This is a genomic window from Isorropodon fossajaponicum endosymbiont JTNG4 (assembly GCF_016592615.1).
Classification (GTDB): domain Bacteria; phylum Pseudomonadota; class Gammaproteobacteria; order PS1; family Pseudothioglobaceae; genus Ruthia.
This window is the reverse complement of sequence record NZ_AP013043.1, coordinates 314,138-340,584: the sequence shown is the minus strand read 5'-3', so window position 1 is coordinate 340,584 and position 26,447 is coordinate 314,138. Positions and strand designations below refer to the sequence as shown.

Here is a 26,447-nt window from a genome sequence, read left to right as displayed (position 1 = left end):
TTGTCTTTGATATGTTCAATAGTAACACACCACATAAGAACTTACCTAGATGCCATAAAACCACTTTTAATTTTATCCTTTTGGCTACAGAGTTGAATTAAAATACAGTCTAATTTTAGCCATTCTTAACATCATCAATGAATCAGATTAGTCTTGAACAACAAAGTGTCGCCGAGTTTAGTGAGCGTGCTTATCTTGATTATTCGATGTATGTTATTCTTGATCGCGCATTGCCTTTTGTTGGCGATGGCTTAAAACCAGTTCAAAGGCGTATTGTTTATGCAATGAGTGAGCTTGGTCTGAAATCTACAGCAAAGTTTAAAAAATCAGCCCGTACGGTGGGCGATGTGCTTGGTAAATTTCATCCGCATGGCGACAGTGCTTGCTATGAGGCGATGGTACTAATGGCGCAGCCATTCTCTTATCGTTATCCGTTTATTGACGGGCAAGGGAACTGGGGCGCACCAGATGACCCTAAATCATTTGCAGCGATGCGTTATACCGAAAGTAAGCTTTCTCGTTATGCAGATTTATTGCTCAGCGAAATTAATCAAGGCACGGTTAATTGGGTAGATAATTTTGATGGCTCGCTTCAAGAACCTAAAAATCTGCCTGCACAAGTACCCAACTTATTACTAAATGGTACCTCAGGTATTGCTGTGGGCATGGCAACGGATGTGCCACCGCATAACTTGACCGAAGTGGTGAGTGCTTGTATTGCACTATTGGACAAGCCATCTATGGATTTAGACGACATCATGCAAATTATTCGAGCACCTGATTATCCTACCGATGCTGACATTGTATCCTCACCTACAGATCTTAGGCAAATTTATGAAACAGGTCATGGGTCGGTTAAGATGCGTGCTATTTATCAAAAAGAAAAAGGCAATATTGTAATTGAAGCGTTGCCTTTTCAAACTTCTGGTGCCAAGGTAATCACCCAAATTGCAGCACAAATGCGCGCGAAAAAACTACCTTTGGTGGATGATATTCGAGATGAGTCGGATCATGAAAACCCAACGCGTATTGTTATTGTTCCACGCTCTAATCGAGTCAACGCAGATGCATTAATGCTACACTTATTTGCCACAACTGAACTTGAAAAAAGCTACCGTGTTAATATGAATGTAATTGGTTTAAACGGCAAGCCAAGCGTTCTGCCACTCATTCCAATGCTTAAAGAATGGTTAAGCTACAGAATGCAAGTTGTGACTAATCGTTTAACCTATCGCCTTGATAAAATTCTTGCGCGTTTGCATATTTTAGAAGGCTTGCTCATTGCTTTTTTAAATATTGATGAAGTGATTGCCATTATTCGTGAGCATGATAAGCCTAAACCAGTATTAATCGATCATTTTAAATTGAGCGATATTCAAGCAGAGGCAATTTTAGAGCTAAAATTGCGCCATCTTGTAAAATTAGAAGAAGTTAAAATTCAAGCCGAGCAACAAGACTTGGCATTAGAGAAAGAAAAATTAGAACTGCTACTTTCAAGTGACTTGCGCCTTAAAACCTTGATTAAAAAAGAACTAAAAACCATTATTAAAAAGTTTGGTGATGAGCGTAGATCTAACATTAAAAGCAATGTAAATACGGCTCAAGCCTTTAGTGAGGATGATTTGGCACCTGCTGAAAATGTCACTGTCGTGCTCAGCGATAAAGGCTGGGTGCGAAGTGCTAAAGGTTATGATATTGACCCAACAACGCTTAATTATAAAGCAGGCGATGGTTATTTAACCAGTGTGAAAGGCAAAAGCAACAAACCTGCAATTTTTATTGACTCAACAGGTAGGTCATATTCACTACTGGCTAATTCACTACCCAGTGCGCGAGGGCAAGGTGAGCCATTAACAGGTAAACTAAGTCCACCTTCAGAGGCGCAATTTGTTGATGTGGTGATGGGCAAGGCGAGTCAAAATATCCTATTGGCTTCTGATGCAGGGTATGGTTTTATTGCTACTATTGGTGATTTGTTATCTTCAAGACAAGCAGGAAAAGCATCCCTTTCTCTGCCTAAAGGCGCACAAGTGATGAAGATTATTAATGTGGATGATCTAGATAATCAATTTATTGCACTGGCAACAAATCGTGGGCGATTATTGGTATTTCCAATATCTGAATTGCCAATATTATCTAAAGGTAAAGGTAATAAACTTATTCAAATCCCTACTAAAGATGTCAAGGCTAGACAAGAGTTTGTGATGAGTGTCTGTATTTTGCTAGAAACTCAACATTTGAAAGTCATTGCAGGCAAGCGTCATTTGACCATCAAGTTTCAAGATTTGAGTAATTACATAAGTGCCAGAGCGTGTCGTGGTAACCTTTTACCTAAAGGCTATCAAAATGTCTCTTCCATTGAAGCAATTGATTAAATCAAAATATTTTAGATAAGCCAATAATCTACCCATCAATTCAGGGGGTAATTTTTAGCAGGTCGTAGGTATAATCAATGTTTTTACCAGTTTTTCCGAAAATGTTCGTCCTAAAAATTGTTACCGATTTCGCATCAGCTCATTCACTCAGGGATTATCCAGGTGATTGTTCACGCCTGCATGGTCATAACTGGCAAATTGAAATGATGGTTGTTACTAGAAAATTAAACAGTAATGGTATTGCTATTGATTTTCGAGAAATTAAAAAACAAACCAAGGTTGTTGTAAAGCGCCTAGATCATCAATATTTGAATGAGATAGCGCCTTTTGATAAACTCAATCCTACCGCAGAAAATATTGCTAAGTATTTTTTTGATGAAGTGGGGCAACTAATTAATACTAATGATGTCAAGGTCAAGGAAGTGACCATTTGGGAAACGCCTAGAGCATCTGTGACTTATTCCCAAGGAGACTTATGAGCGCAACTCATTTACCTGATACACAAAATAGTGCCGATACTCGTCAAATTATCATTGATAAAGTAGGTATTAAAGACATTACCCATCCTATTACTTATATTGATTGCGATGGCAATAAAATGCCTACAATAGGTATTTTTACCATGACAGTATCTTTACCAGAGCATGTTAAAGGTACGCATATGTCACGCTTTATTGAGATTTTAAACGAAGGTCCTTGTGAATTTAGTGCACATAATTTCGATAAAATTATTAATAAAGTAAAAGAAAGACTTGAATCGGATACTGCACACATTACGCTTAATTTTCCTTTCTTTAGGAAGAAAAAAGCCCCATCTTCAGGCGTTGAGTCAATCATGGATTATCAAGTGACTTTATACGGCACGTTAAATAAAGGCGAGGTGCAAGTGATGATGAAAGTCGTGGTGCCTGTGACCAGTCTATGTCCTTGTTCAAAAAGTATTTCTAAATATGGGGCGCATAATCAACGCTCGCACATTACCATTAAGGCTAAAGCGGCCAAAGGTAAAACGTTGCATATTGAAGATTTGATTGATTTGGCTGAACGTAAAGCTTCGTGCGAACTTTATGCCATTCTTAAGCGCGATGATGAGAAAGTGGTGACTGAAAGAGCGTATGATAACCCTGCATTTGTTGAGGACTTAGTACGTGGTATTGCAGTCGATTTAAATGCAGATGATAAAATTAGTTATTATCGTCTTGAATCGGAAAATTTTGAATCGATTCATAACCATTCAGCTTATGCACTTATTGAAAATCAAAAATGCTAAAAAAAATCTTAAATAAAATTAGTAACATTCGCATCACCAAGGCAGAATCTATTACCCCGCCAATAGGCTTTATTAAAAAATATCCAGTCAAAAAGTCACAGTCTGATTTTATTATCCACTCAAGAAAAACCATTGCCGATATCATTTCTGGCAAGGGTAAGCGTTTATTAGTTGTGGTTGGGCCTTGTTCCATTCATGACCCAAAAGCTGCTAGAGATTATGCGCAACGATTGTTAAAGATAAAGCAAGAATTAAGTCAAGATTTATTTATTGTTATGCGTGTTTATTTTGAAAAACCACGTACCACAATTGGCTGGAAAGGGCTGATTTATGACCCTGATTTAGACAACAGTTTTGATATGGAAAAAGGCTTTGATTTGGCTCGAAGTTTGCTGCTAGATTTGTCAAAAATGGGCATGCCAAGTGCAACAGAATATCTTGATTTAATCACCCCGCAATACATCTCTGATTTGATTTCATGGGGGGCAATTGGTGCACGAACAACCGAAAGCCAAACGCACCGAGAATTAGCATCTGGTCTGTCTTGTCCAGTGGGTTTTAAAAATGGCACAAATGGCAACATCCAAATTGCCATTGATGCGATTGTATCGGCTTCAAATTCACACATGTTTTGGTCAATTAGCAAAAAAGGCTTGACAAATCGTTACACCACAACTGGCAATCCAAATTGCCACATTATCCTTCGTGGCGCTACCTATGGACCTAACTATAGCAAAGAAAATGTTGACAATGCCGCCAAGCAATTAATAAAAGATGGTTTATTAGGTAGGGTTATGGTTGATTTTTCCCATGCCAATAGTGAGAAAAAGTTTAAAAACCAGTTGCTAGTAGGTGATGAGATTGCCAAGCAAGTGAGTTCAGGTTCAGATGAGATTTTTGGGGTGATGATTGAGTCCAATATCAATGAAGGCGCTCAAGCGGTAGATGAGTTAAAATCGTTAAAATATGGCATTAGTATTACTGACGCTTGTCTTGGTTGGCAAGATACTGAAAATTTACTTAAAGTACTAGCATCATCAGTTCAAGCAAGAAATACATAGTTTTAAACTAAAAAGCCTCACCCTCTCATGGAGTTTATCAAAAGACAAGGTTTTAGCTTGAAACAAAATCAATACCTGTACTCAAATTAGGTAAAATAAAAGGCAATTTAAATCAAGTCTTTTTATCATGTCTGAGCATACTGAAAATCCCAACCATTTCGAGCCAAATTTCCCGATAGTTACCATTGAAGACGAGATGCGCAATTCCTATTTGGAATACGCAATGAGTGTTATTGTTGGGCGTGCATTACCTGATGTTCGAGACGGACTTAAACCTGTGCATCGTCGTGTACTTTACGCCATGGAGGTCTTGGGCAATGATTACAATAAATCTTATAAAAAATCAGCCCGTATTGTTGGTGATGTGATTGGTAAATATCACCCACATGGTGATACTGCTGTGTATGACACTATTGTACGTATGGCGCAACCATTCTCAATGCGTAATATTTTAATCGATGGTCAAGGCAACTTTGGCTCAGTTGATGGTGATTCGGCTGCTGCTATGCGTTATACGGAAATTCGTATGGCCAAACTTTCACATGAGTTATTGCGAGATTTAGAAAAAGACACTGTTGACTTTATTGAAAATTACGATGGCTCAGAATCAGAACCTTCAGTACTACCAACTCGTGTACCTAACCTTTTGGCTAATGGCTCATCAGGCATTGCAGTAGGCATGGCGACTAACATTCCGCCTCACAACTTGGGCGAAGTGATTGAGGTCTGTTTGAAAACCATTGATAATGAAGACATCACTATTGATGAATTGTTAAAAATCATGCCAGGTCCAGATTTTCCAACAGCAGGTATTATTAATGGTGCAAGTGGTATTCGCCAAGCCTATGAGACTGGCAAAGGCAAAATTTACTTGCGTTCAGTATCCCATACTGAAGGTGAAGACAAGCAAAGTATTGTTGTGACCGAGCTGCCTTATCAAGTTAATAAAGCCAAACTGATTGGTAAAATTGCAGAACTTGTTAAAGATAAGCGCATTGATGGTATCACTGGGCTTCGTGATGAGTCTGATAAAGACGGCATGCGCATGGTGATTGAGTTGCGTCGTGGCGAAGTACCAGAAGTGATGCTTAATAATTTGTATAAATTGACTGAAATGCAAACCGTATTCGGTATTAACATGGTGGCAATTGACAAAGGCATGCCAAAGTTAATGACATTAAAAGGCATCCTAGAAGCATTCATTGCTCATAGACGTGATGTGGTGACTCGTCGCTCTATTTTTGATTTAAACAAAGCCAGAAATCGTGCGCACTTATTAGAAGGCTTATCAGTTGCATTACATAATATTGATGACATTATTGAACTGATTAAATCTGCTTCAAACCCAGCAGATGCAAAAGAGGCATTAATGGCTAAAACTTGGCAAGGCTCAGTGATTAAGGAGTTGATTGGCGATCGTGACATGGCAATGTTTAAGCCAGAAAATTTGCCAACAGAGTTAGGTTTGCAAGTGAATGGCGATTATCAATTATCACAAAAACAAGCACAAGCCGTCTTAGATTTAAAACTTCATCGCTTAACAGGGCTTGAAAAAGACAAGATTTTTGATGAATTTAATGAACTGTTAGAGCGTATTAAACGTCTATTGGATATTTTACAAACACCTGAAAGACTCATGCAAGTTATCCGTGAGGAGTTAATAGACATTCAAAGTAACTATGCTAATGCTCGTATGACGCAAATTTTAGAGCACAAGATTGACTTAACGCTGGAGGATTTAATTGCCCAAGAAGAGCGCGTGGTCACCTTGTCTCATGGTGGCTATGTGAAAGCACAATCTTTAAGTGATTATCAAGCTCAGCGCCGTGGTGGTAAAGGCAAAGCAGCTACTAAAGTAAAAGATGAAGATTTTGTTGATCAGTTATTTATCGCCAATTCTCACGATACAGTTTTGTGTTTCTCATCCTTAGGAAAAGTATACTGGCTTAGGGTTTATGAGTTGCCAATGGCATCACGCATAGCACGTGGCAAACCAATTGTTAACTTATTACCATTAGAAAAAGAAGAAGTCATTAATGCTATTTTGCCAGTTTCAGAGTTTGATGAAAATCATTTTGTCTTTATGACAACCAGTAGTGGTACGTGTAAAAAAACAGCGCTCACTAACTTCTCAAAACCACGCAAAGGTGGTATTATTGCTATTGAATTAAGAGATAACGACCAACTTGTTGGTGTAGAAATCACCTCAGGTGAGCATGATATTATGCTATTTTCAGCCTACGGTAAATCCATTCGATTTAAAGAATCGGCTGTACGTGTCGTAGGACGTACAGCCATTGGCGTACGTGGTATTAAATTAGCAGATACTGATAAAGTGGTGTCTCTTATTGTTGCTAATCAAGACAGTCCAATTCTAACAGCAACTGAAAAAGGCTTCGGCAAACGTACACATCTTAATGAATACCGTGCTCAAGCACGAGGTGGCTCAGGTGTTATTTCTATTAAAACCTCAGATAGAAATGGCAAAGTTGTTGGCGCTATTCAGGTCACTGATGAAGATGAGATGATGTTAATTTCCAACAAAGGCACTTTAGTCCGTGCTAGAGCGGTTGATGTTTCTATCATTGGTCGCAACACCCAAGGCGTTACCTTGATTAATATCGCTAAAGGTGAAAAATTAGTCTCTATTGCAAAAATTGCTGAAACAGAAGACGAGGAATCTGAAAGTGAAAATAACGCAGAACAGTATTAAAAATAACCTCCTTGATAAAATCAAACATGCCTGATTAAATTTAATCATAGAGGTTTTTTGGAAAACGTTATTACCAGTAAAGAAGAATTCTATAGCCAAGAATTTGCTAATATATCTTTGTCTAGAAAAGAGCTAACAGGAAAAGAGTTTGACTGCTGTGTTTTCAATTCTTGTGATTTTAGTGAGGCGATAGTTAGAAACTGTAAGTTTTCTAATTGCAAGTTTGTGAACTGCAGTCTTAGCCTTCTAAGCACCATAAATAGCAAGTTTTTAGAAGTCGAGTTTCAAGAATGTAAGATGTTGGGCATTGATTGGACGAAAGCTTACTGGCGTGGGTTAGTCCTAGGGTCTCAGTTACAGTTTAAAAAATGCTTAATAAACTCATCTTCGTTTTACGGGCTTAATCAAGCAGGAATTACAATTGAAGCGTGTCAGGCACATGATGTTGATTTTCGAGAAGCAAATTTTAATTTAGCCACTAATTATGATATCAATATAAATAATAACATCATTAGAACTGCAAAATTTTGCCGTTATGAAGCAGTTAGATTGCTAGAATCACTAGGTATAGATTTAATTAGTTAAATAATCTGACGTACGTTAATTGAATAATTTTTAATCAGTCTTTTTTGTCAAATTTTAATTTTTGTTTAAGACTACTGGCAACCTGCTTTCTGTCTTTGTAACCCACATATTTAAGGGAGTTTCTAACCATATGCACAATACACCGTTGAACATTCTGTTCAATACCCCCTTGAGGGGGGGAACACTAGATTATGCCAAACTCATGGTGCATGAGAATTACACCAATAAAAAAAATCATGATAATATCAGGAGCTTGCTCCTCAGCAGTTAGCAGATGGAGAAAACAATACCTAGCAGAGCTTGGTGGACAAACACCAGAGTCAGGCAAAGCGCTGACTTCTGAACAACAAACAATACAACTGCTTGAGAAACAACTTTGGCGCGCACAAAGGGACAATGAAATCTTAAAAAAGGCAACAGCCTTGTTCGCTGTGGACAATCACCAAGTGATATGATTATCAAGATAAACAAGGCTTGCCAACAATACAATACTAAAGAATTATGAGCATTACTCAAACTTCCTCGCAGTAGTTATTACTATCAAGTCAAAGATAAGCGAGTAAACAACAACACCAACGCTATGATTAAATTAATCAAACAAACTGCTATTGAAGTTGGATACACCTATGGCAAACGCAGAATGCGAGTAGTTTTGAATAACCAAGGTTATAACATTGGTATTTACCAAACTGCAACGCTAATGAAAAAAGCCAATGTAGTTGCCATACGCCCAAGAAAGCGTCATTATTACCCTAATACTAGATTGATGTTTAAAAAGGCAAAAAACCTATTAAATCGTGTGTTTGAGCAGCAATCAATTAATACGCATTGGGTTGGTGATATTACCTATATCAAAACCTATCAAGGTGGGAGTTATTTAGCCAGTGTGTTGGATTTAGGCTCAAGACAAGTTGTTGGTTGGGCATTGTCAAAACAGCCTAATGCTCAGTTGGCAAAGGATGCGCTTAGTAATGCTGTGTCTAGACACCAGCCCAATACAAATAAACACATGTTCCACTCTGATCAAGGGACTCAATACTCTTCTAAAGTTTTTATTGATTATTGCAACAAGAACAACATTACTCAAAGCATGAGCAGGCGAGGTAATTGTTGGGATAATGCGGTCATGGAGCGTTTCTTTAGAAGTCTTGTGAAATATCCATATTTATACCTTTTAAACAAATTTTGTCAAAATAACAATTCTCTGCCCTTCTATTTTGCCTTCAATATGCTCAGCATTATCAGTTACTAATGATATATTACGTACTGCTGTTCCGCGTTTAGCAGTAAAGTTTGCGCCTTTAACTGTAAGATCTTTGATTAGGATGACCGTATCACCAGAGTCTAACTGAGTGCCATGACTGTCTTTGTGTTTTAATGTTTGTTCGTCACTAGTGCGCTCATCCATTGCTTGTGCCCAAGTTAATGTTTCGTCATCCAAATAAAGCATATCAAGCAAGTCCTGTGGCCAGCCTTCACTACTTAACTTAGTCAATATACGCCAAGCCACTACTTGCACCGCTGCTATTGACGACCACATAGAATCGTTCAAGCAATGCCAATAGTTAATATTTCCCTGCTTAGGATTATCAATAGAATTATGGCAAATGTTGCAAATTAAAATAGATTGATTGTCACTATTATCTGAAGGCATCACTGCAAATACTGACAAATCATGCTCATTGCCACACAACTCGCATTTGGACTGGCTACGGCTTAATAATATTTGTTCAGTATCCATAAAACTGCCCATTTATATTGGAAATGAATCATATTTTAACTGATAAATATAATAAAAAACTAATATAGTTCGATAAAGCGTCACCTAAATAGGTATAATTTTGGTCTTCATTTATCCCACAAATCACATGTCTGAAAATAAATCTGGCCATAAGTCGCCATCTAAATTTGAATGTTTAGGATTGTCTAATACCATTTTAAAAGTATTGGATTCTATTGGCTACGAAACCCCTTCTCCCATTCAAGAGCAATGCATCACCCACTTACTAAATGGCGAAGACATTATCGGTCAAGCACAAACAGGCACGGGGAAAACAGCAGCATTCGCTCTTCCACTGCTTGACAAAATTGACTTAAACATTAATGCACCACAATTATTAATCTTAACGCCCACCCGTGAACTTGCCATTCAAGTATCAGAAGCAGTACAAATCTATGCACGAGGCATGAAAGGTTTTCATGTGTTGCCTATTTATGGCGGGCAATCTTATGATATTCAACTACGCCCTCTAAAGCGTGGTGTACACGCTATTGTTGGCACACCTGGTCGGGTGATGGACCATATTAAAAAAGGCACCTTAAAACTAGACAAACTTAAGTCATTCGTTCTAGATGAAGCCGATGAAATGCTCAAAATGGGCTTTATCGATGACATAAAATGGGTCATGCAACGCATTCCTGAACAACGACAAATTGCCCTATTCTCTGCCACCATGCCAAGCGTTATCAAAAAAGTGGCTGAACAATTTTTAAACCAGCCAAAAATTGTTAAGATAAAAACCAAGACAGAAACAGCGACCACCATTACCCAAAAATACTGCATGGTTGGTGGCTTATCACAAAAATTAGAAGCCTTAACTCGCATTCTTGAAGTCACTACCTTTGATGCGATGATTATTTTCGTTAGAACCAAAACACTCACGATAGAATTGGCAGAGAAATTATCTGCCCGTGGTTTTTCAGCAGAAGCCATTAACGGCGATATTCAACAAAGCCAACGAGAACGTATCATCACTAACTACAAAAAAGGCAAAATTGACATTCTTATTGCCACCGATGTTGCTGCCCGTGGTTTAGATGTAGATCGCATCTCACACGTGGTTAATTACGACATTCCTCAAGACGCTGAATCTTATGTACACCGCATTGGCAGAACAGGACGCGCAGGCCGAAAAGGTGACGCAATTTTATTCGTATCAAACCGTGAAAGGCGTATGCTCAGTACTATTGAACGTGTTACTCGCCAAAAAATCACCCCCATTGAACTACCCAGTGCAAAGATTATTAATGCCAAACGCATTGAAACATTCAAACAAAACATAGCACAAACCATCAACAATCAAAACTTAGACATATTTGAAAAATTAGTCAGCGAATTTCAGCAAGAAAACCCAGAAGTTGAAATCTCAAAAATCTCTGCTGCCTTGGCATTCATTGCGCAAGGCAATGAGCCATTGCTATTATCAGAAAAAGAACCAAATTTTGGTAGCAATCAAACACCGAAAGAAGAAAAAATAATCCCTATCAAAGCCGAACCTTTGAAGGACTTTCCGAAAATCCCAATGTGTCGTTATAAGATTGAAGTGGGTAATAATAATAATGTTAAGCCGGGTAATATTTTAGGTGCTATCGCCAATGAAGCTGACATGGACAGTGAATATATTGGCTCAATTCAAATTTTTGATCATTGCTCGACCATTGACTTGCCAGATGAGATGCCAGATAAGGTATTTGAGGTTTTAAAAAAGACCGTGGTTTGTGGCAAGCGCCTAAACATTGTTAAACTCACTGAAAAAAATAACAAGACCACTATTGGAGGGCAAGCAGGAAAACGTAATTTTGGTCGTGGAAAATTCTCCAAGGGTAAAAGCAACAACCGACGTAGCAATAAAGACTATCATGGCAAAAACAAAAGAGATGACAAACACGGCAGAAAACCAAAATTTTCACGTTAAGATAAAACATAATGAAGTTCTCGCGTTTTTTCCTTTTTAATCTGGCTTAAATTTGTTAATAAAGCCTCTCTTAAAGCGGATTTAATTGCAGGATTAACTAGCGCTGTTATTGTTCTACCTCACAAGGTGTAGCATTTGCCACTATTGCTGGATTACCCCCTGAATATGGTCTATATACTGCAATGGTTACCCCAATCATTGCCCGCACTGTTCGGTTCATCATTACATTTAGTTTCAGGACCAACCACAGCCATTTCCATCGTGGTTTTTTCCGCCATTAGTCATCACGCCGAACCAGGCAGTGCTGAATTTTTGTCATTAGCACTCACACTCACTTTTCTTGCTGGTGTTTATCAACTGGCATTTGACTTAGCACGCTTAGGTTCAATAGTTAATTTTGTTTCACACACGGTCATTATTCGTATTGATATGTCTATTTATTTTGGCTCGGTTAATCACATTCAAAACGCATTGCTGCCATCGTAGAAAACGAACGTATTAATCATATTTTGATTGTCGCTAGTGGCATTAATTTTATTGACCTAGCAGGCACAGGAGCACTCATTTCAGAAAACAATCGCCTAGTAAAACAATGGTGGCTTATATTTTGTCGGGCTTAAAGCCTCCATTTATGAGTTTGCTGCCAAGTCGAATTTCATCCAAAAAATTGGCATCACACTTTTTCGACTCAAAATCACAAGCTATTAATCATATTCATAAAAAACTAGAACAAAAACCTGTGTAACCTGTCAAGCACTTATTTTTAACGAATGTCGACCTTAATAACAAAAAAATATGCTAAAATCAGGCTTACTGTGAAGAATATGCCCTATAAAAATTAGTTTTGGGCTACAGTTGCTATTTATATCTATGTTGTTGATTGATTCATTGTCGGTTTTCGTACTCTATAAAGGTAGTCTATTTTTTCGGTAATTTTTAACTTATAGGAGACACAATGTCTACAACAGGAAAAGTCAAATGGTTTGACGCAAAAAAAGGGTTTGGTTTTATTGAGCAAGAAAGTGGTGACGATGTATTTGTTCATTTTCGCGCTATTCAAGGCGATGGCTACAAATCATTAGAAGAAGGTCAAGAGGTAGAGTTTGACCTAGAAGACGGTGAAAAAGGTCCGCAAGCTGCGAACGTTTACCCAAAATAATTTAATTTTTAAAAAAAACTTCTTCGTTAAGAGTAGTGAAATTTACCTACTATCGCTTTATAACCCACAGATTTGAAGTTAGAGGTACTCCCGAGATTCGATAGTTTTCAGCAATCTCATTTATTTGAGAATCATTAGGTATCAATAAATTACCATCTAGTTTAATTACAAAGTGATATGTATTCGAGGTTGCATTGAAGAATGATTCTGCAAAGTTTAACTGAATCTCTATTACTTTATCATCTCCAATAACATTATAGTTTTTAACAGAATAGGTTCCTTTTGCATATGTTAAAACAGATGGTATTGCAGAACCACCATTCTGCACAAATATTAAGATTGTTTGAATCAAAAAATGATTTTTGTGTAGATTCAAAAGTATTTTAATTAGTATTAAAAGTCAAAACATAACTACTTAAGCCACCAACCGCTGTATCACATTGCCTCCACTCTCCAGCAATTAAGTCTCCACCAATAACACCTTCAACCGTTCCTGCAAAATGATTTCTTGCATCCGTTTCACTTACAAATGTCCTTGCTAAAATATTGTGGTGGTCTAAAATATCTTCGGCAAAAAATTGCAAAAAATTCGGTGTATTACCATATAGAAAAGCAATATCAGGATTAGTATTACCAAGTGCTCCACCTTGATTTGCATATTCTATTGTTTCCTCTGTTATGTATGAAACATCAATAATGCTATCATCTAAATTATTATTAAAATCTATAGTTTGTAAAACCCTTGCTATTGATATGCCTTTCTGGTCTCCAGTGGTAAAACTTAAATCAATATCTTCAGGATATAAAGCGCCCAAGCCTACGGCTGAACCTAGTTTCATACCTCCAAGATAAAATTCCACAGTTTCACCATCTTTGTATTTAAAACTTCCTTTCTCGTCAGTTATTCCATTTTAAGTGTTTGTTTTGTAAGTCAATCCTTTAACTGCTGAATCTAGGAAAACACCAGTATTAACATCAGAACCACCATTCGATGAAGATGAACCACTTCCACAAGCGCCAAGCGTTAAAGCCAATAACCCTGTTGTTAATATTTTTGTTTTGTTTTTCATTTTTTTTCCTTTTAAAATTTATTTGTTACTTACTCATTTGTTCTACTAGTTTGTTATGCGCATCTAAAAAAGCAGCGACAACAATTTTACCCATATCAGTACTTCCATAACTACCGCCACCTACACCAAAGCCTACATCAGTTTTTTTGGCTCTGCCTTCTGCAACTGCATCTTGCAAGCCCGTTCTGACATTAACAGCGGTTAATAATGTTTGAACTTCCTTATCAGAAATATTTATATTGCCAGCCAATGCACCTATGGGTCCTAAAAATCCTGCTAAAAGACCACCAAGTGCAAGATTTGAGCCACCTGCATTGTTGTCTGAAAAAATAATGCTTGGAGTGATTATCCAATCAGCACTAATCATATTTCCCGATGCTGTGTTTTTATTACTGACCAATTCTCCAGCAGATGCAAGTGCTCTTTCCCTTTCTAATGCCTTGGATGCTGCACCTCTATCTACCACTTGAAAACAATTACTTTTTGCCATCATTAGTTTTATCATTGGAATGGGGCTAGGTAAATTATGTTGTGTTAAAACAGCATAAGGATTCTTAGAAGACTCAGGTTCGACCAGTACTGCAACGCCAAGAGGTTTAGCGCATTTTTTTAATTCTTTGGCTTGAGCAGTAACAGCATTATTAGCCTCGCCACCTGTTTTTATATTTGTATCTAATATATTAGATGTGCTACATCTAGCTGTTAATAATGTTGCTATTGATATTGCTAATATATTAAAAATAAAAATATAATGGATGCCACTTTAAAAAATATATGAAACAATATTTAATACATTATTAAAAACACAGGAATTGATTATTTGTTTTGAACAACAAGATTTAGATAAAATTTACCTTAAAGGTCTACCTTGAAACACAAACCCTTTTTAGACTGCACAATGTAAAATAGCAATACACTCTATTCTTTAGGGTAAAAAATTGATAAAGAAAATATGAATACATTTTATTGGTACGACTATGAAACTTTTGGCATTTCGCCAAAAATAGATAGAATCTCACAATTTGCTGGCATCAGGACTGATGAGAATTTTAATATTCTAGATGAGCAAATGTTTTATTGCAAGCCAACTCATGATTGCTTACCATCGCCCGAGGCTTGTTTTATAACTGGTATTAGCCCACAATTATGTGAACAAAAAGGCATGATTGAGCATGAATTTATTAAAAAAATTCATGCTCAATTCTCAACGCTAAATACCTGTGTTGTGGGTTACAATTCAATTCGCTTTGATGATGAATTTACGCGTCACACGCTGTATCGTAATTTTATAGACCCTTATGCTTGGCATTGGCAAAATGGCAATACTCGTTGGGATATATTAGATGTTGTGCGACTGTGTTATGCGCTTAAAAAAGACGCAAGCCTTAAATGGGTTCATAATGAAGAAGGTAAGCCAGTCTTTAAGCTTGATCAATTATCGCTTGCTAATGGCATTGAGCATGCAAATGCACACGATGCACTAGCTGATGTACGTGCTACTATTGCCATTGCTAAAATTATCAAGCAAACACAACCTCAATTATTCGACTACAGTTTTAGCTTAAGAGAAAAGAAAATAGTCGTCTCTAAAATTAGCCTATTTGAACCAATGTTGCATACAACTGACATGTATCCAGCACAATTGTCTTGTACTCGATTGTCTGTTGCGTTGGCTTATCATCCTGAGTATAACGACCGAGCCCTTGTGTTTAACCTTGATCAAGACCCTTGTGTTTTGCTAGAGCTTGATATTGAAGCACTTAAAATCCTAATGTTTACCAAGCAATCTGAACTACCAAAAGAAGTGGAAAGACTACAAATCAAGGAACTGATTTTTAATAAAAGTCCAATGTTCGTTCCCAATATTTATAAACTTGAACCAAAAATTATTAAACAGCTAAATATTGACATGAATCAATGCATAAAACATCTTGATTTTATCAAAGACAACCAAATTAAGATTGGTAAAGTCGTGCAAAATTTATACAAAAATGATCAAAAACGTATTGCGACAAAAGAGGTAGACCAGTCACTTTATGATGGCTTTATTGACAATGCTGATAAACGTATTTGTAATCAAATCCAAACCTTATCTGTTGATGAGTTAAAAGAATTTCATCCAAAATTTAAAGATGGTAGGCTCTCAACATTATTCATGCATTTTAAGGCTAGAAATTATCCTGATACTTTAACTGAAGACGAAAAAGAAGATTGGTTTGGAACCGTTCAAGGACGAGTTCAAGCGGGTGAAAATGGTTACACAACTATTGATGATTACCTTCAAAAAATCAATACAATGAGAGCACAACATCCACATCAAGAAAAACTATGGCAGCAACTTGAGACTTATAGCAAATCGTTCTTTTAGGCTGTTTTGCCTTATATTTAAATCTAGCGTATAATATTCGGCATTGAGAAAAAACAAGCAAAGAAAAAATGAACGCTGAAACACGTACAGAAATGTTTGGAAGGTTGCTTAAAAAGATACCTAGTCCAACCACAGAGTTAAATTATTCAACACCGTTTGAACTACTGGTAGCTGTTACCTTATCTGCACAAGCAACGGATAAAAGCGTTAATAAGGTTACTGATAAATTGTTTCCAATTGCCAATACGCCTGAAGCTATTTTTGAATTGGGTGAAGACACACTTCGAGACACCATAAGAACCATTGGCCTATTTAACTCAAAAGCCAAACATATTATCCAAGCTTGTAAAATTCTGATTGAAAAATACAGCTCAGGCGTACCAGAAACTCGTAAAGAACTAGAAGCACTACCTGGTGTTGGTCGCAAAACTGCCAATGTTGTGCTTAATACTGCCTTTGGCCATCCAACCATTGCGGTGGATACGCATATTTATCGTGTAGCAAACCGCACTGCTATTGCCAGTGGTAAAACTGTATTAGAAGTAGAGAAAAAATTGGTCAAATTCATCCCTGATGAATACCGAGTACCTGCACACCACTTAATGATTTTACATGGTCGTTATACCTGTAAGGCTCGCTCTCCATTATGCACAGAATGTATTTTACTTGATCTTTGTGAATACGAAGAGAAAAACTTATAAATCCTAAAGTGTTTTACACTCAAGATAGAACACAATAGCGGCAGTTCCTTGCCAATGCTTGGCAAAAGTTTTTAAACAAGCAAATGCTTGACCCATTAGAAACTCAACTAACATAGGTGATTGAAATACACCCTGAGTATCACCAATTGATTAGTGATATTGAATCTGACTATTTTCCAGAGCAAGGTGAGGTCAATCCTTATCTACATTTATCGTTAAGAGAGCAACTCTCAATTAACCAGCCACTTGGCATTAAAAAGATTTATCAAAAAATATTAACCCAAACCAAAGACCCACATCAAACAGAGCACAAAATGATGGATTGTATTACACAGATGATTTTTTCTGCGCAAAAAAACAACACGCCGATGGATCATCAATCTTATATTCACTGTTTACAAAACCAGTCACACTAATGCCTGTTGAGTCACATATTGAAAAACATCTAGGTCAAATACTCATCAACAAACAATCATTAGCACAGGATTATTTGATGCTTATAAAGTGACACTAGATAATGGTAGTCACGTTTTTATTAAATATCAATCCAGTGTGTGTGCCTAGTCAACAACTACTATAAGAAGGTAGTGCGCTTTCAAAGTTGGGTAGAACGATCCATACACCCAAAGTATTAGGCCATTGTGAACATTGCTTAATTTTAGAATGGATTGAAACTGCATACAATGCAAATATACAGTCACAAATGGGTGTTGAGCTAGCTAGACTTCATTAAAATACCCATGACTATTTTGGCTTTGAATTTGACAATCATATTGGGCAAACACCGCAATATAATGGGATTGGTAAACACATCAGCGATTGGTCGGTATTTTTTTGGGAATTTCGCTTGTTGTTTCAAATTGAACTTGCCAAAACAAAATGGTCATTTAAATGCACAAAACTACAAGCAACTACTAAGCGTAGAAAAATTATTACCCAATTTATTAGACATTAATATCACCCAACCTTGCTACATGGAGGCTTGTGGTCTGGCAATGTTTTGAGCGGAAAAAACAATCCTTATTTTATCGATCCTGCTAGTTATTATGACCACTGCGAGGCAGATTTTACCCTAACCTTTATGTTTGGTGGATTCTCAGATGATTTTTATAACAGTTATGCAGCCATTCTCCCACTCGAAGAAGGGTTTAACAAGCGAAAACCCTTGTATATGCTGTATCATTACCTTAATCATCTTAATATTTTTGGTTATAGTTACCACAAAAATGTCATGAATTGTTATGGGAGAATTAGCAAAGTTACGCGGTTTGGGCAAAAAAAACTGAACAGCAATTAAATAAAATAGGCATTTATAGTAAGCAAGATTTACAAGAAATAGGTGCAATTGCTACCTACGTCAAGTTAGGTGAGCCACATTTATGCTTTTTGTATGCACTAACTGGCGCACTTGAGGGTAGAAGTTGGCTTGACATTGCCCATAATGAAAAAACTCGGCTTATTATTGAGTTAGACAACTATAAAGTTGAGTAAAGTAGACTCTTTAACAAAAAATGACTAAACTTGCCAATTAACAAAATTACTCAGTAATTGCAAGCCATCATGTTGTGATTTCTCAGGGTGAAATTGCACTGCAAATAGTTTATCTTGAGCAATAGCACAAGTAAAATCAACCCCATAATTAGTCACCCCAGCAACCATATTTGTATGGCTTGCTTCTACATAGTAACTATGCACACTATAAAAACGCGCATTGTCATCAATATTATGCCAAAGCGGATGTTCTATTAATTGTTTGACTGTATTCCAGCCCATGTGTGGCACTTTAAGATTATTCTTAGTAAATTTAACAATATTGCCTGACACAACAGACAAGCCATCAGTGCCACCATTTTCTGCACTAAAATCAAACAAAAGTTGCAAACCTAGGCAGATGCCTAAAAATGGCTTCTCATCAACACAACGCTTAATTACATCAATTAATTCATGCTCTACTAAGGCCGCCATACAAGCACCTATTGCACCCTGACCTGGAAAAACAATGCGATCAACATTGGTAATTAAATCAGCATCATCAGTTAAAAATACTTGATCGTTAGGAGCGACATATGCAAGTGCCTTTTGCACACTACGCACATTGCCCATACCATAATCAATAATTGCAATACTTTGCACGAATGCTTAAAGCGAGCCTTTGGTTGAGGGCACACCTTCTTGACGCTCATCCTTTGTTATTGCCATACGCAACGCCCTGCCAAATGCTTTAAAGATGGTTTCAGCCTGATGATGGGAATTAACCCCTTTAAGATTATCAATATGCAGTGTAATTAAGGCATGATTAACAAAACCTTGGAAAAATTCTGAAATCAAATCAACATCAAAAGTGCCAATCATAGCGCGCGTGAAACTCACATTTAAATCCAAACTAGGGCGACCAGAAAGGTCCAGCACAACGCACGATAACGCCTCATCCAGTGGCACATAAGAATGGCCATAACGGGTAAAACCTTTTTTATCACCGACCGCTTTAGCAAAGGCTTGACCCAATGTAATGCCAATATCCTCAACACTGTGATGATCATCAATCTGTGTATCACCGTCACATTTAATGGTTAAATCCATTAAACCGTGCCGTGCAACCTGATCCAGCATGTGGTCTAAAAACGGCACGCCAGTATCTATATTTGCTTGACCAGTGCCATATAAATTGAGCTCAACACTAATGTCAGTCTCATTGGTTTTTCTAGAAACTTTAATCATATTTATTCTGCAAGTTCAATTATCTTTTTATTATAACTATTGACAGCAATAATCGCCCATAAAATCACACTAATATAAGGGATAAACAGCCCAAACCCAAAGGTTATAAAACCAACAATTGCAGTAATGACTAGCATAATCAAAGCGCCGATAACACTCGCATAAAACAGGCCGATTGGCCCTAAAAATATGGCCAAAAGAATCGCAACAACAAGGCTTTTAGTGGGTAGTTTTTGTGATGACACGATTTATAAATACTCCTCAATTAGAATTTCAGCGATTTGTACCGTATTAAGCGCTGCACCTTTGCGAATATTATCAGAAACCACCCATAAGTTTAAGCCTTTTTCACAAGAAATATCCTCGCGAATACGGCTTACAAATGTATCATCATGATTAGTGGCTTCCACAAATGGCGTAGCATAACCCCCATCTTCACGTTTATCCATAACCGTAACGCCATTTGCTTTTAACAAAATATTAGTGGCTTCAACTGCAGTAATTTTTCTAACAGTTTCGATATTAATCGCTTCAGAATGCCCATAAATAACAGGCACGCGTACTGCTGTTGGATTAACCAAAATGTCTTCATCTTCAAAAATCTTTTGCGTCTCCCACACCATTTTCATCTCTTCCTTGGTATAGCCATTATCTTGAAAAACATCAATATGTGGGATGACATTAAATGCGATCTGCTTTGGATAGACTTCAACATTAACCTCAGTATTGCCACTTAATAATTTAGTGGTTTGGTCGATTAATTCACTAATCGCCTCCTTACCAGAACCCGACACCGCCTGATAAGTCGCCACATTGATACGCTTAATCCCCACCGCATCATAAATTGGCTTCAGTGCCACCAGCATTTGAATGGTGGAACAGTTTGGATTAGTAATAATATTACGCTTGGTGTAATCCGCAATCGCATGTGGATTAATCTCTGGAACGACTAAAGGAATATCCTTATCACGACGAAAATGTGCCGTATTATCAATTACCACACACCCTGCCTCAGCCGCAATCGGTGCATATTTCTCAGAAATACTGTCACCTGCTGAAAACATGCCTATTTGCACTTTCGAAAAATCAAAGGTGCTTAAATCTTGCACCGTCCAACTTTTACCCTGACAAAACACTTTCTTACCAGCAGAATTAGCACTCGCTAAAGGATATAAATTATTAATTGGAAAGTTACGCTGTTCTAAAATAGAAAGAATCGTCTCGCCCACCGCACCTGTTGCACCAACTACACAAACATCAAACTTTTTGCTCATCGTATAAAAAATATAAGGTTATAAAAGGATAGTATTATACTTAAGTTTTAATCGGTGTTTTCTTTGTCAGAAATGGACTGTGTTTCATCTGTTTCGCTCTCATCTAAGTATTGTTTAATTTTTTTTTACACTGGCATAAGCAAGTTTCTTTTTTTTAAAATCACCAAAAAATGTTACAAAACCAATGAAAATTATCATCAACTAAAAATAACCAGTTGATTGAAAATTCTCACTGCCAATATTTAGCAAGCCATACATAAAAATAGTGCTAAATAAAAATATAAGGAGAAATAGAAGCGATGTAGTTGTATAATACCAAAATGTATTTAGCAACTTTACATCAATTCTTGATTTAATATAGTCTCTAGCGATCCTAAAATCAGCCTCAATAATGTCATTTTTTACATCTTGATGTATGGCAATAATTTTTTTAATATTGTTAGCATCAACTAATACACCAGTCGTATGGTAAAAATACTCACTCATTAATTTATCTTGTAAATACGTCTTAACGTCATCTGATAGATTGGGTGATTTTAGAGCTTGTTCTATTTTCTTAGCTTTGGACTTGTTCCTTCTTTCGAGAAATTCATTAATATGAGGAAGACTATGTGCAATCTTTACTACAAGTGAAATCACTATTATAAAAATAGCAACAACAAAACCATATTCATGCTCTAGTATTTCTTTTAAACCCTGTTCATTGGTGTTCATTTATACAATATTATCAATATCAATAAATTGATGTTTAAGCCCAAATTTTTGGCTCAAATGTTGGCATAAGACTTGCACACCATAACGTTCGGTGGCATGGTGTCCAGCAGAAATGAAGGCGATGTTATTTTCTTTAGCGATAGCGGGGATTTGTTCTGATACTTCACCCGTTATAAAACAATCAGCGTTAATGTTAATGGCATGGTCAATATAAGTTTGTGCACCGCCACTACACCATGCGATGCGTTTTAATATTTTATCATCCGCGCCAAAAACTAACGGTGTACGGTTCAGGGCTTGTTTGATGGTATTGGAAAAACTGCCTAGCGTGGTGTCAACCTCCCCTTGCCAGACTAGCGTATCACCAATTGGGGCAGGGTTTTTAATGCCAAAGCGTTGGGCGAGTTGGGCATTGTTGCCAACTTTTAGATGGGCATCGAGTGGCAGGTGGTAGGCGAATAAATTAATATCGTGATCTAATAGTGCTTTAATGCGGTTTTTTTTGATGCCCGTTATAGCTAAGTTTTCATTTTTCCAAAAAAATCCATGGTGGACAAACAGCGCATCCACCCCTTCATCAATCGCTCTATCGATCAAATCTTGATTAGCACTCACGCCTGAGATGATTTTATCAATATTAGGCTTGCCTTCAATTTGTAGACCATTGGGGCAATAATCATTAAACGTGTCTACATTAAGATAGTCATGGCAGTATGCGGATAAGGTTTTGTTTTCAATCATAGAAGCGTTTTACAAGGTTGATAAAGGTTTGATTTTGTGTTTGCGTGCCAATGGTAACGCGCAAGCAATCTGTTAATGCTGGGGCAGTGCTTAAATCTTTAATTAGCACACCATTCGCTTTTAAAAACTCGAACAAAAGATGGGCATTGGGTGCTTTGAATAAAATAAAGTTAGCTTGTGATGGGTAGACTTGCAAGCCACTAATTGCACCGAGCGTGGATGACAACTCAGTGCGTTCTTTGAGGATAATTTGTGCGTTCTTGTTGATTTCATCTTTTTCTTTGAGAAGAAAATTCGCACTCACCTGCGTGAGCATATTGATATTGTAAGGCAGGCGTAGTTTGTCTAGTGCTGTCACCATGTCCTGTGTACCAATTAACAAACCTATGCGCAAGCCAGCAAAACCGATTTTTGACACGGTTCTAAGCAGTACTAGATTTGGATATTTATTGATATCTAGCAAGAAACTGTTATCGGCATAGGCATAATACGCCTCATCAAGCACCACCAAAGCATTGGTTGAAGTAATAATTGTCTCGATAACTGTTCTATCAAACGCATTACCTGTTGGGTTGTTTGGATAGGCGATAAAAATTAACTTAGGATTGTGAGTTTCTACCGCTCTTTGCATGGCATCAGCGTCAATCTCAAAATTATTCGTTAATGCAACACTTTGATAATTAAGCCGTGTAAATTTTGCAATCATTCCGTACATGACAAAACTTGGCTCAATGCTTAGAATGGTGTCCCCCGTATCACATGCCAATGCCAATAGTTGAATCAGCTCATCCGAGCCATTACCCAGCAACACGCCAAACTCATCAGGAATATCCATTAACTCACGCAAAGTTTGTTGCAACTCGTTGGCACTGGCACTAGGATAACGGTTTAGTTGTACACCTGCCAAATACGCCAAATACTGCCCAATTAACGCATCTGGCAAGGGAAATGGCGACTCCATCGCATCCAACTTCACCATATCATCAGAAGGAGGTACATGATAGGCATTAATTGCTTTAATATCAGGGCGTAGCCAGTTGTTAATAAAACTCATGATGGCGATTGTCGGTTGGGATGATATTGCATTTTACCGATACTTTTGGCATTTAATAAAGTTTGATAGGTATAGTCCAATGCACGCTTGCAAGCAATTTCAATACCCAAACCCGATGCAATTAATGCGCTTATTGCACTTGAAAGTGTGCAACCAGAGCCGTGATAATTACCTGGTAGCTTTTGATAGACAAAACTTTGAGTGAGTGTTCCGTGGTGATACAAGCAATGCTCAATCACCTTATCAAATGAATCAGTTTTGGTGAGTAAAATCCAATTACAAAAGAGTTTTTTAATGGCTTTTTGTTCATCTTGCTCATCTGCCAAGATTTGTAATTCTGCCAAATTAGGTGTGATAACTTTTGCCAGTGGCAACAATTGTTGTTTTAAAGCATCAATTAAAGCAAAATCTAAAAAATCATAATCACTACTGGACTTCACAATTGGGTCAAGAATGATGGTTTTATTTTTAACTAACTTAGCAATGGTTTTAATTTGCTTAATTGAGGATAATAAGCCAATTTTCACCACTTCAAAATCAACATCAGCTTGTAAATGCTTAAATTGCTTAATAATCAAATCACAATCCACTTCAACCAAACTTTCAACTGATGCTGTGTTTTGTACAGTAAGATTAGTAGTAATAACAAGTGGTGTTACGCCAAATTGATTGATGCTTTCAATATCAGCAACTAACCCTGCACCACCACAAGGGTCAAGTCCTGATAAAACTAAAACTGTATCATTCAAGTTTGCTTTCTTTTTTGATTAAGAAATCCACCACTTTTAGCATATCAGTATGTGAACCTGCATGGGTGGCATCAGTTAAATACTTACCATTAATAATCATAACTGGCACGCCAGTAATCTTATATTTAAGTGTACTTAACTCAGATTTATTGACTTTAATTTTCACACTAAAGGAATCGAATGCTTTTTCTACCTTGTTTTTATCAATACCAAAACTTGCTACCCAATCAACAAAACTCTCTTTAGAGTTAAAGCGTTTATTCTTTGCGTGGATTGCATTAAATAACACTTCATGCAATTTTTCAACTAGGTTTAATTCTTCTAATACAAAGTAAAAAATCGCCCCATTTAACCGACGCTTAGAAAACATCGCTGGTTGACGTACAAACTCAACATTACTAGGCTTGGTTTTAAGCCAACCATTTATCAGAGGCTCAAGATTATAGCAATGTAGACAATAGTACCAAAATAACTCACGCACTTCAATTTTATCGCCAGTGGTAGTTTTGACTGGCTTATCAAGCACTATGTAATCTATACCAGCTTCATAATTCTGCGAAAATACAAAACTAGAAAATATAATCAGCAGAGCGAATAGTGTCTTTTTCATGGTTATTCCTTGTTTAAGATTTCAATATTATACGATTTTAACTCATCCATAGTTGCACGTAACTGCGTATAAGTTTGGTGTTGCTGTGGATGAGTTAGATTTGGGCTTAATTCTGCCAATGGCATAAGCACAAAGTTATATTTCAAAATATCATCTCTTGGTAGATTGTGGCTTTTATCAAAAACCGTATCATACAAGGTTAAATCAAGGTCAATTGAGCGTGATGAAAATTTTGGCGAACGCCTATCCCTACCAAGATTATTTTCAATTTTATGTAAAACACTGACCACTTCAGAAATTGTTAAATTAGTCGTTGCGTTAATACCAATATTATAAAAATCATCACCTTCAAAACCAAAGGCTTTAGATTCATAAACTCTAGAAAAAACCGTGTTTTCAAATGTCACTTTAATAATGTCAATGGCCTTAGATAAATTTTCCCTACGGTTTTGATTTGAGCCGATATTGATGTGAATATTAGCCATTACTGCGCTCAATAATAACACCTACACCTTGTGCACCTGTCAATACTTCGCCTTTATTCAAGGTGAGTTTTATCCAAGTAACTCCAAACTCTTCCAATACAATTTGAGTAATTTTTTCTGCCAAGGTCTCAACTAACCGGAACTCACTATTTTGCACAAAATCAATCAAACGCCTTGACACCGCCTTATAGTCCAGCGCTTGGTCAATATGATCAGTTTCACTAGCCGCTTTAATATCAGCTGACATTTCAATATCTAGTACAATATCTTGACGAATTTTTCGCTCCCAATCGTAAATACCAATAACGGTATCAATTTTTAATCCTTGTATAAATACAATATCCACAGTAACATTTTGAGCAACTAAAATTACTCATTCAATTAAACCAAAAAAGCATTATGTTACCTGAGTTACCCTTTACCATTCTTATTCTCCTTAGTTATCTAATCGGCTCAATTTCAACAGCAATTATTGTTTGTAAGATGCTTAATCTGCCCGACCCTAGAACTCAAGGGTCAAACAACCCAGGCGCAACTAATGTATTGCGCATTGGCGGTAAAAAAGCAACTGCAATCACACTCATTGGCGATGGGCTCAAAGGTGCAATTCCAGTATTAATCGCCTACTACCTAGACTTTAACATGCTTGATGTTACTTGGGTTGTTTTGGCGGCATTTTTAGGTCATGTATATCCCATTTTCTTTGGCTTTAAAGGCGGAAAAGGGGTTGCGACTTTTTTGGGTGCTTTATTTGCTCTCAGTTATCTTACTGGGTTTGGCTTTATAATTACTTGGGTTTTTATGGCAAAAGTACTAAAAATTTCATCACTTTCGGCACTAATTGCTACCGCGCTCACGCCAGTTTATTTTTATCTAATTACTGATAATTTAGCCTCTACTTATGTCATTACCTTAATCTGTCTGTGGATTTTTTACACCCATCAAAGTAATATTAAAAGGCTGCTCAACAACCAAGAAAATAAAATAAGTTAGCGCTTAAAACTCAGAACCCGCCCATTAAAACAAATAAAATAGTGCATTCATTATGAATGTATAATATTAGAATATATAGATTTTGTTACAATTATTTAATTTAAACGTCGCA

29 protein-coding genes and 5 pseudogenes are annotated in these 26,447 nt (G+C 37.0%); 18 read left to right on the top strand and 16 right to left on the bottom strand.

Features of this window, described 5'->3' with window-relative positions; all coding sequences use genetic code 11:
* The first annotated feature begins 137 nt into the window (after window positions 1-137).
* From parC to CVFO_RS01960, 6 genes are all read left to right on the top strand, one after another.
* Window positions 138-2,375: a DNA topoisomerase IV subunit A gene (gene parC, locus CVFO_RS01985; protein WP_201339921.1), complete on the top strand. Its 2,238-nt coding sequence runs from the start codon at window positions 138-140 to the stop codon at window positions 2,373-2,375.
* A 101-nt stretch (window positions 2,376-2,476) separates the two neighbouring features.
* On the top strand, window positions 2,477-2,854 hold the full coding sequence (gene queD, locus CVFO_RS01980; protein WP_201340379.1) for a 6-carboxytetrahydropterin synthase QueD: 378 nt from the start codon (window positions 2,477-2,479) through the stop codon (window positions 2,852-2,854).
* Window positions 2,851-3,645 carry a GTP cyclohydrolase FolE2 gene (folE2, locus tag CVFO_RS01975; protein WP_201339919.1) on the top strand — a complete coding sequence of 265 codons (795 nt, stop codon included), beginning with the start codon at window positions 2,851-2,853 and terminating at the stop codon, window positions 3,643-3,645. Before queD ends, folE2 begins: the two co-directional genes overlap by 4 nt.
* Window positions 3,639-4,706, top strand: coding sequence for a 3-deoxy-7-phosphoheptulonate synthase (locus tag CVFO_RS01970; protein ID WP_201339917.1), 1,068 nt, complete (start codon window positions 3,639-3,641; stop codon window positions 4,704-4,706). Before folE2 ends, CVFO_RS01970 begins: the two co-directional genes overlap by 7 nt.
* A gap of 127 nt (window positions 4,707-4,833) precedes the next feature.
* On the top strand, window positions 4,834-7,419 hold the full coding sequence (gene gyrA, locus CVFO_RS01965) for a DNA gyrase subunit A (RefSeq protein WP_201339916.1): 2,586 nt from the start codon (window positions 4,834-4,836) through the stop codon (window positions 7,417-7,419).
* 57 nt (window positions 7,420-7,476) lie between these two features.
* The gene (locus CVFO_RS01960) at window positions 7,477-8,004 is read left to right on the top strand and encodes a pentapeptide repeat-containing protein (RefSeq protein WP_201339914.1); all 528 of its coding nucleotides are present in this window, start codon (window positions 7,477-7,479) and stop codon (window positions 8,002-8,004) included.
* Between the two features lie 61 nt (window positions 8,005-8,065).
* On the opposite strand, the pseudogene CVFO_RS01955 reads toward CVFO_RS01960, so the two are convergent.
* Window positions 8,066-8,164, bottom strand: a pseudogene (locus tag CVFO_RS01955) (transposase); the annotation flags it as partial.
* On the opposite strand from CVFO_RS01955, the gene CVFO_RS01950 reads away from it, so the two are divergent.
* The 3 genes and pseudogenes from CVFO_RS01950 to CVFO_RS01940 all read left to right on the top strand — a co-directional run.
* Window positions 8,135-8,275, top strand: a complete 141-nt coding sequence (locus CVFO_RS01950; RefSeq protein WP_201339912.1) for a hypothetical protein — start codon at window positions 8,135-8,137, stop codon at window positions 8,273-8,275. The pseudogene CVFO_RS01955 and the gene CVFO_RS01950 sit on opposite strands and share 30 nt — an antisense overlap.
* Window positions 8,214-8,459 (top strand): transposase, encoded by a 246-nt coding sequence (locus CVFO_RS01945; RefSeq protein WP_201338905.1) that lies wholly within the window; start codon window positions 8,214-8,216, stop codon window positions 8,457-8,459. The genes CVFO_RS01950 and CVFO_RS01945 overlap by 62 nt, the downstream gene beginning before the upstream one ends.
* Window positions 8,460-8,524: 65 nt before the next feature.
* Window positions 8,525-9,256: pseudogene (locus tag CVFO_RS01940) on the top strand (IS3 family transposase); the annotation flags it as partial.
* Here CVFO_RS01940 and CVFO_RS01935 read toward each other — a convergent pair.
* Window positions 9,179-9,745, bottom strand: coding sequence for a PhnA domain-containing protein (locus CVFO_RS01935; protein WP_201339910.1), 567 nt, complete (start codon window positions 9,743-9,745; stop codon window positions 9,179-9,181). The pseudogene CVFO_RS01940 and the gene CVFO_RS01935 sit on opposite strands and share 78 nt — an antisense overlap.
* A gap of 127 nt (window positions 9,746-9,872) precedes the next feature.
* Here CVFO_RS01935 and CVFO_RS01930 point away from each other — a divergent pair, with 127 nt between their 5' ends.
* The 3 genes and pseudogenes from CVFO_RS01930 to CVFO_RS01920 all read left to right on the top strand — a co-directional run bounded on the left by CVFO_RS01930 (window position 9,873) and on the right by CVFO_RS01920 (window position 12,858).
* Entirely contained in the window at window positions 9,873-11,699 is a 1,827-nt protein-coding gene (locus CVFO_RS01930) for a DEAD/DEAH box helicase (protein ID WP_201339909.1), read from the top strand.
* A 39-nt stretch (window positions 11,700-11,738) separates the two neighbouring features.
* A pseudogene (locus tag CVFO_RS01925) lies at window positions 11,739-12,119 on the top strand (SulP family inorganic anion transporter); the annotation flags it as partial.
* Window positions 12,120-12,654: 535 nt separating this feature from the next.
* Complete coding sequence (locus CVFO_RS01920) at window positions 12,655-12,858, top strand: cold shock domain-containing protein (protein ID WP_174605866.1); 204 nt, start codon at window positions 12,655-12,657, stop codon at window positions 12,856-12,858.
* Between the two features lie 383 nt (window positions 12,859-13,241).
* Here CVFO_RS01920 and CVFO_RS01910 read toward each other — a convergent pair whose 3' ends face one another.
* Genes CVFO_RS01910 through CVFO_RS01900 form a run of 3 tightly spaced genes read right to left on the bottom strand, consistent with a single transcriptional unit; the run spans window position 13,242 to window position 14,433 of the window.
* Entirely contained in the window at window positions 13,242-13,718 is a 477-nt protein-coding gene (locus CVFO_RS01910; RefSeq protein ID WP_201339907.1) for a hypothetical protein, read from the bottom strand.
* Window positions 13,719-13,769: 51 nt separating this feature from the next.
* The gene (locus CVFO_RS01905; protein WP_201339906.1) at window positions 13,770-13,928 is read right to left on the bottom strand and encodes a hypothetical protein; all 159 of its coding nucleotides are present in this window, start codon (window positions 13,926-13,928) and stop codon (window positions 13,770-13,772) included.
* A 25-nt stretch (window positions 13,929-13,953) separates the two neighbouring features.
* Window positions 13,954-14,433, bottom strand: a complete 480-nt coding sequence (locus CVFO_RS01900) for a CsgG/HfaB family protein (protein ID WP_201339905.1) — start codon at window positions 14,431-14,433, stop codon at window positions 13,954-13,956.
* Between the two features lie 447 nt (window positions 14,434-14,880).
* Between CVFO_RS01900 and sbcB the strand changes: the two genes are divergently transcribed.
* From sbcB to CVFO_RS09385, 5 genes and pseudogenes are all read left to right on the top strand, one after another.
* Entirely contained in the window at window positions 14,881-16,296 is a 1,416-nt protein-coding gene (sbcB, locus tag CVFO_RS01895; protein ID WP_201339904.1) for an exodeoxyribonuclease I, read from the top strand.
* Between the two features lie 68 nt (window positions 16,297-16,364).
* Window positions 16,365-16,997 carry an endonuclease III gene (nth, locus tag CVFO_RS01890; protein WP_201339902.1) on the top strand — a complete coding sequence of 211 codons (633 nt, stop codon included), beginning with the start codon at window positions 16,365-16,367 and terminating at the stop codon, window positions 16,995-16,997.
* Window positions 16,998-17,113: 116 nt separating this feature from the next.
* Window positions 17,114-17,413, top strand: a complete 300-nt coding sequence (locus CVFO_RS01885; RefSeq protein WP_225879299.1) for a DUF1841 family protein — start codon at window positions 17,114-17,116, stop codon at window positions 17,411-17,413.
* 356 nt (window positions 17,414-17,769) lie between these two features.
* Window positions 17,770-18,294: pseudogene (locus tag CVFO_RS01875) on the top strand (fructosamine kinase family protein).
* Window positions 18,285-18,488, top strand: a pseudogene (locus CVFO_RS09385) (TfoX/Sxy family DNA transformation protein); the annotation flags it as partial. The pseudogenes CVFO_RS01875 and CVFO_RS09385, both read left to right, overlap by 10 nt.
* 24 nt (window positions 18,489-18,512) lie before the next feature.
* On the opposite strand, the gene hisH reads toward CVFO_RS09385, so the two are convergent.
* The 11 genes from hisH to folB all read right to left on the bottom strand — a co-directional run bounded on the left by hisH (window position 18,513) and on the right by folB (window position 25,688).
* The gene (gene hisH, locus CVFO_RS01865; protein WP_201339898.1) at window positions 18,513-19,130 is read right to left on the bottom strand and encodes an imidazole glycerol phosphate synthase subunit HisH; all 618 of its coding nucleotides are present in this window, start codon (window positions 19,128-19,130) and stop codon (window positions 18,513-18,515) included.
* A gap of 6 nt (window positions 19,131-19,136) precedes the next feature.
* On the bottom strand, window positions 19,137-19,715 hold the full coding sequence (hisB, locus tag CVFO_RS01860) for an imidazoleglycerol-phosphate dehydratase HisB (protein ID WP_201339896.1): 579 nt from the start codon (window positions 19,713-19,715) through the stop codon (window positions 19,137-19,139).
* A 2-nt stretch (window positions 19,716-19,717) separates the two neighbouring features.
* On the bottom strand, window positions 19,718-19,960 hold the full coding sequence (locus CVFO_RS01855; protein ID WP_201339895.1) for a hypothetical protein: 243 nt from the start codon (window positions 19,958-19,960) through the stop codon (window positions 19,718-19,720).
* A 3-nt stretch (window positions 19,961-19,963) separates the two neighbouring features.
* Window positions 19,964-20,989, bottom strand: a complete 1,026-nt coding sequence (locus tag CVFO_RS01850) for an aspartate-semialdehyde dehydrogenase (RefSeq protein WP_201339893.1) — start codon at window positions 20,987-20,989, stop codon at window positions 19,964-19,966.
* 201 nt (window positions 20,990-21,190) lie between these two features.
* Window positions 21,191-21,703 (bottom strand): hypothetical protein, encoded by a 513-nt coding sequence (locus CVFO_RS01845; protein ID WP_201339891.1) that lies wholly within the window; start codon window positions 21,701-21,703, stop codon window positions 21,191-21,193.
* Window positions 21,704-22,444 (bottom strand): Nif3-like dinuclear metal center hexameric protein, encoded by a 741-nt coding sequence (locus tag CVFO_RS01840; protein WP_201339889.1) that lies wholly within the window; start codon window positions 22,442-22,444, stop codon window positions 21,704-21,706.
* Window positions 22,437-23,498 carry a histidinol-phosphate transaminase gene (gene hisC, locus CVFO_RS01835; protein ID WP_201339887.1) on the bottom strand — a complete coding sequence of 354 codons (1,062 nt, stop codon included), beginning with the start codon at window positions 23,496-23,498 and terminating at the stop codon, window positions 22,437-22,439. The genes CVFO_RS01840 and hisC overlap by 8 nt, the downstream gene beginning before the upstream one ends.
* Window positions 23,495-24,247, bottom strand: coding sequence for a bifunctional hydroxymethylpyrimidine kinase/phosphomethylpyrimidine kinase (thiD, locus tag CVFO_RS01830; RefSeq protein ID WP_201339885.1), 753 nt, complete (start codon window positions 24,245-24,247; stop codon window positions 23,495-23,497). Before thiD ends, hisC begins: the two co-directional genes overlap by 4 nt.
* On the bottom strand, window positions 24,240-24,857 hold the full coding sequence (locus tag CVFO_RS01825; RefSeq protein WP_201339883.1) for a thiol:disulfide interchange protein DsbA/DsbL: 618 nt from the start codon (window positions 24,855-24,857) through the stop codon (window positions 24,240-24,242). Before CVFO_RS01825 ends, thiD begins: the two co-directional genes overlap by 8 nt.
* A gap of 2 nt (window positions 24,858-24,859) precedes the next feature.
* Window positions 24,860-25,354: a 2-amino-4-hydroxy-6-hydroxymethyldihydropteridine diphosphokinase gene (folK, locus tag CVFO_RS01820; protein ID WP_225879297.1), complete on the bottom strand. Its 495-nt coding sequence runs from the start codon at window positions 25,352-25,354 to the stop codon at window positions 24,860-24,862.
* Entirely contained in the window at window positions 25,335-25,688 is a 354-nt protein-coding gene (folB, locus tag CVFO_RS01815) for a dihydroneopterin aldolase (protein WP_201339879.1), read from the bottom strand. Before folB ends, folK begins: the two co-directional genes overlap by 20 nt.
* Window positions 25,689-25,741: 53 nt before the next feature.
* Here folB and plsY point away from each other — a divergent pair, with 53 nt between their 5' ends.
* Window positions 25,742-26,335 carry a glycerol-3-phosphate 1-O-acyltransferase PlsY gene (plsY, locus tag CVFO_RS01810; RefSeq protein ID WP_201339878.1) on the top strand — a complete coding sequence of 198 codons (594 nt, stop codon included), beginning with the start codon at window positions 25,742-25,744 and terminating at the stop codon, window positions 26,333-26,335.
* Window positions 26,336-26,447: the final 112 nt, after the last annotated feature.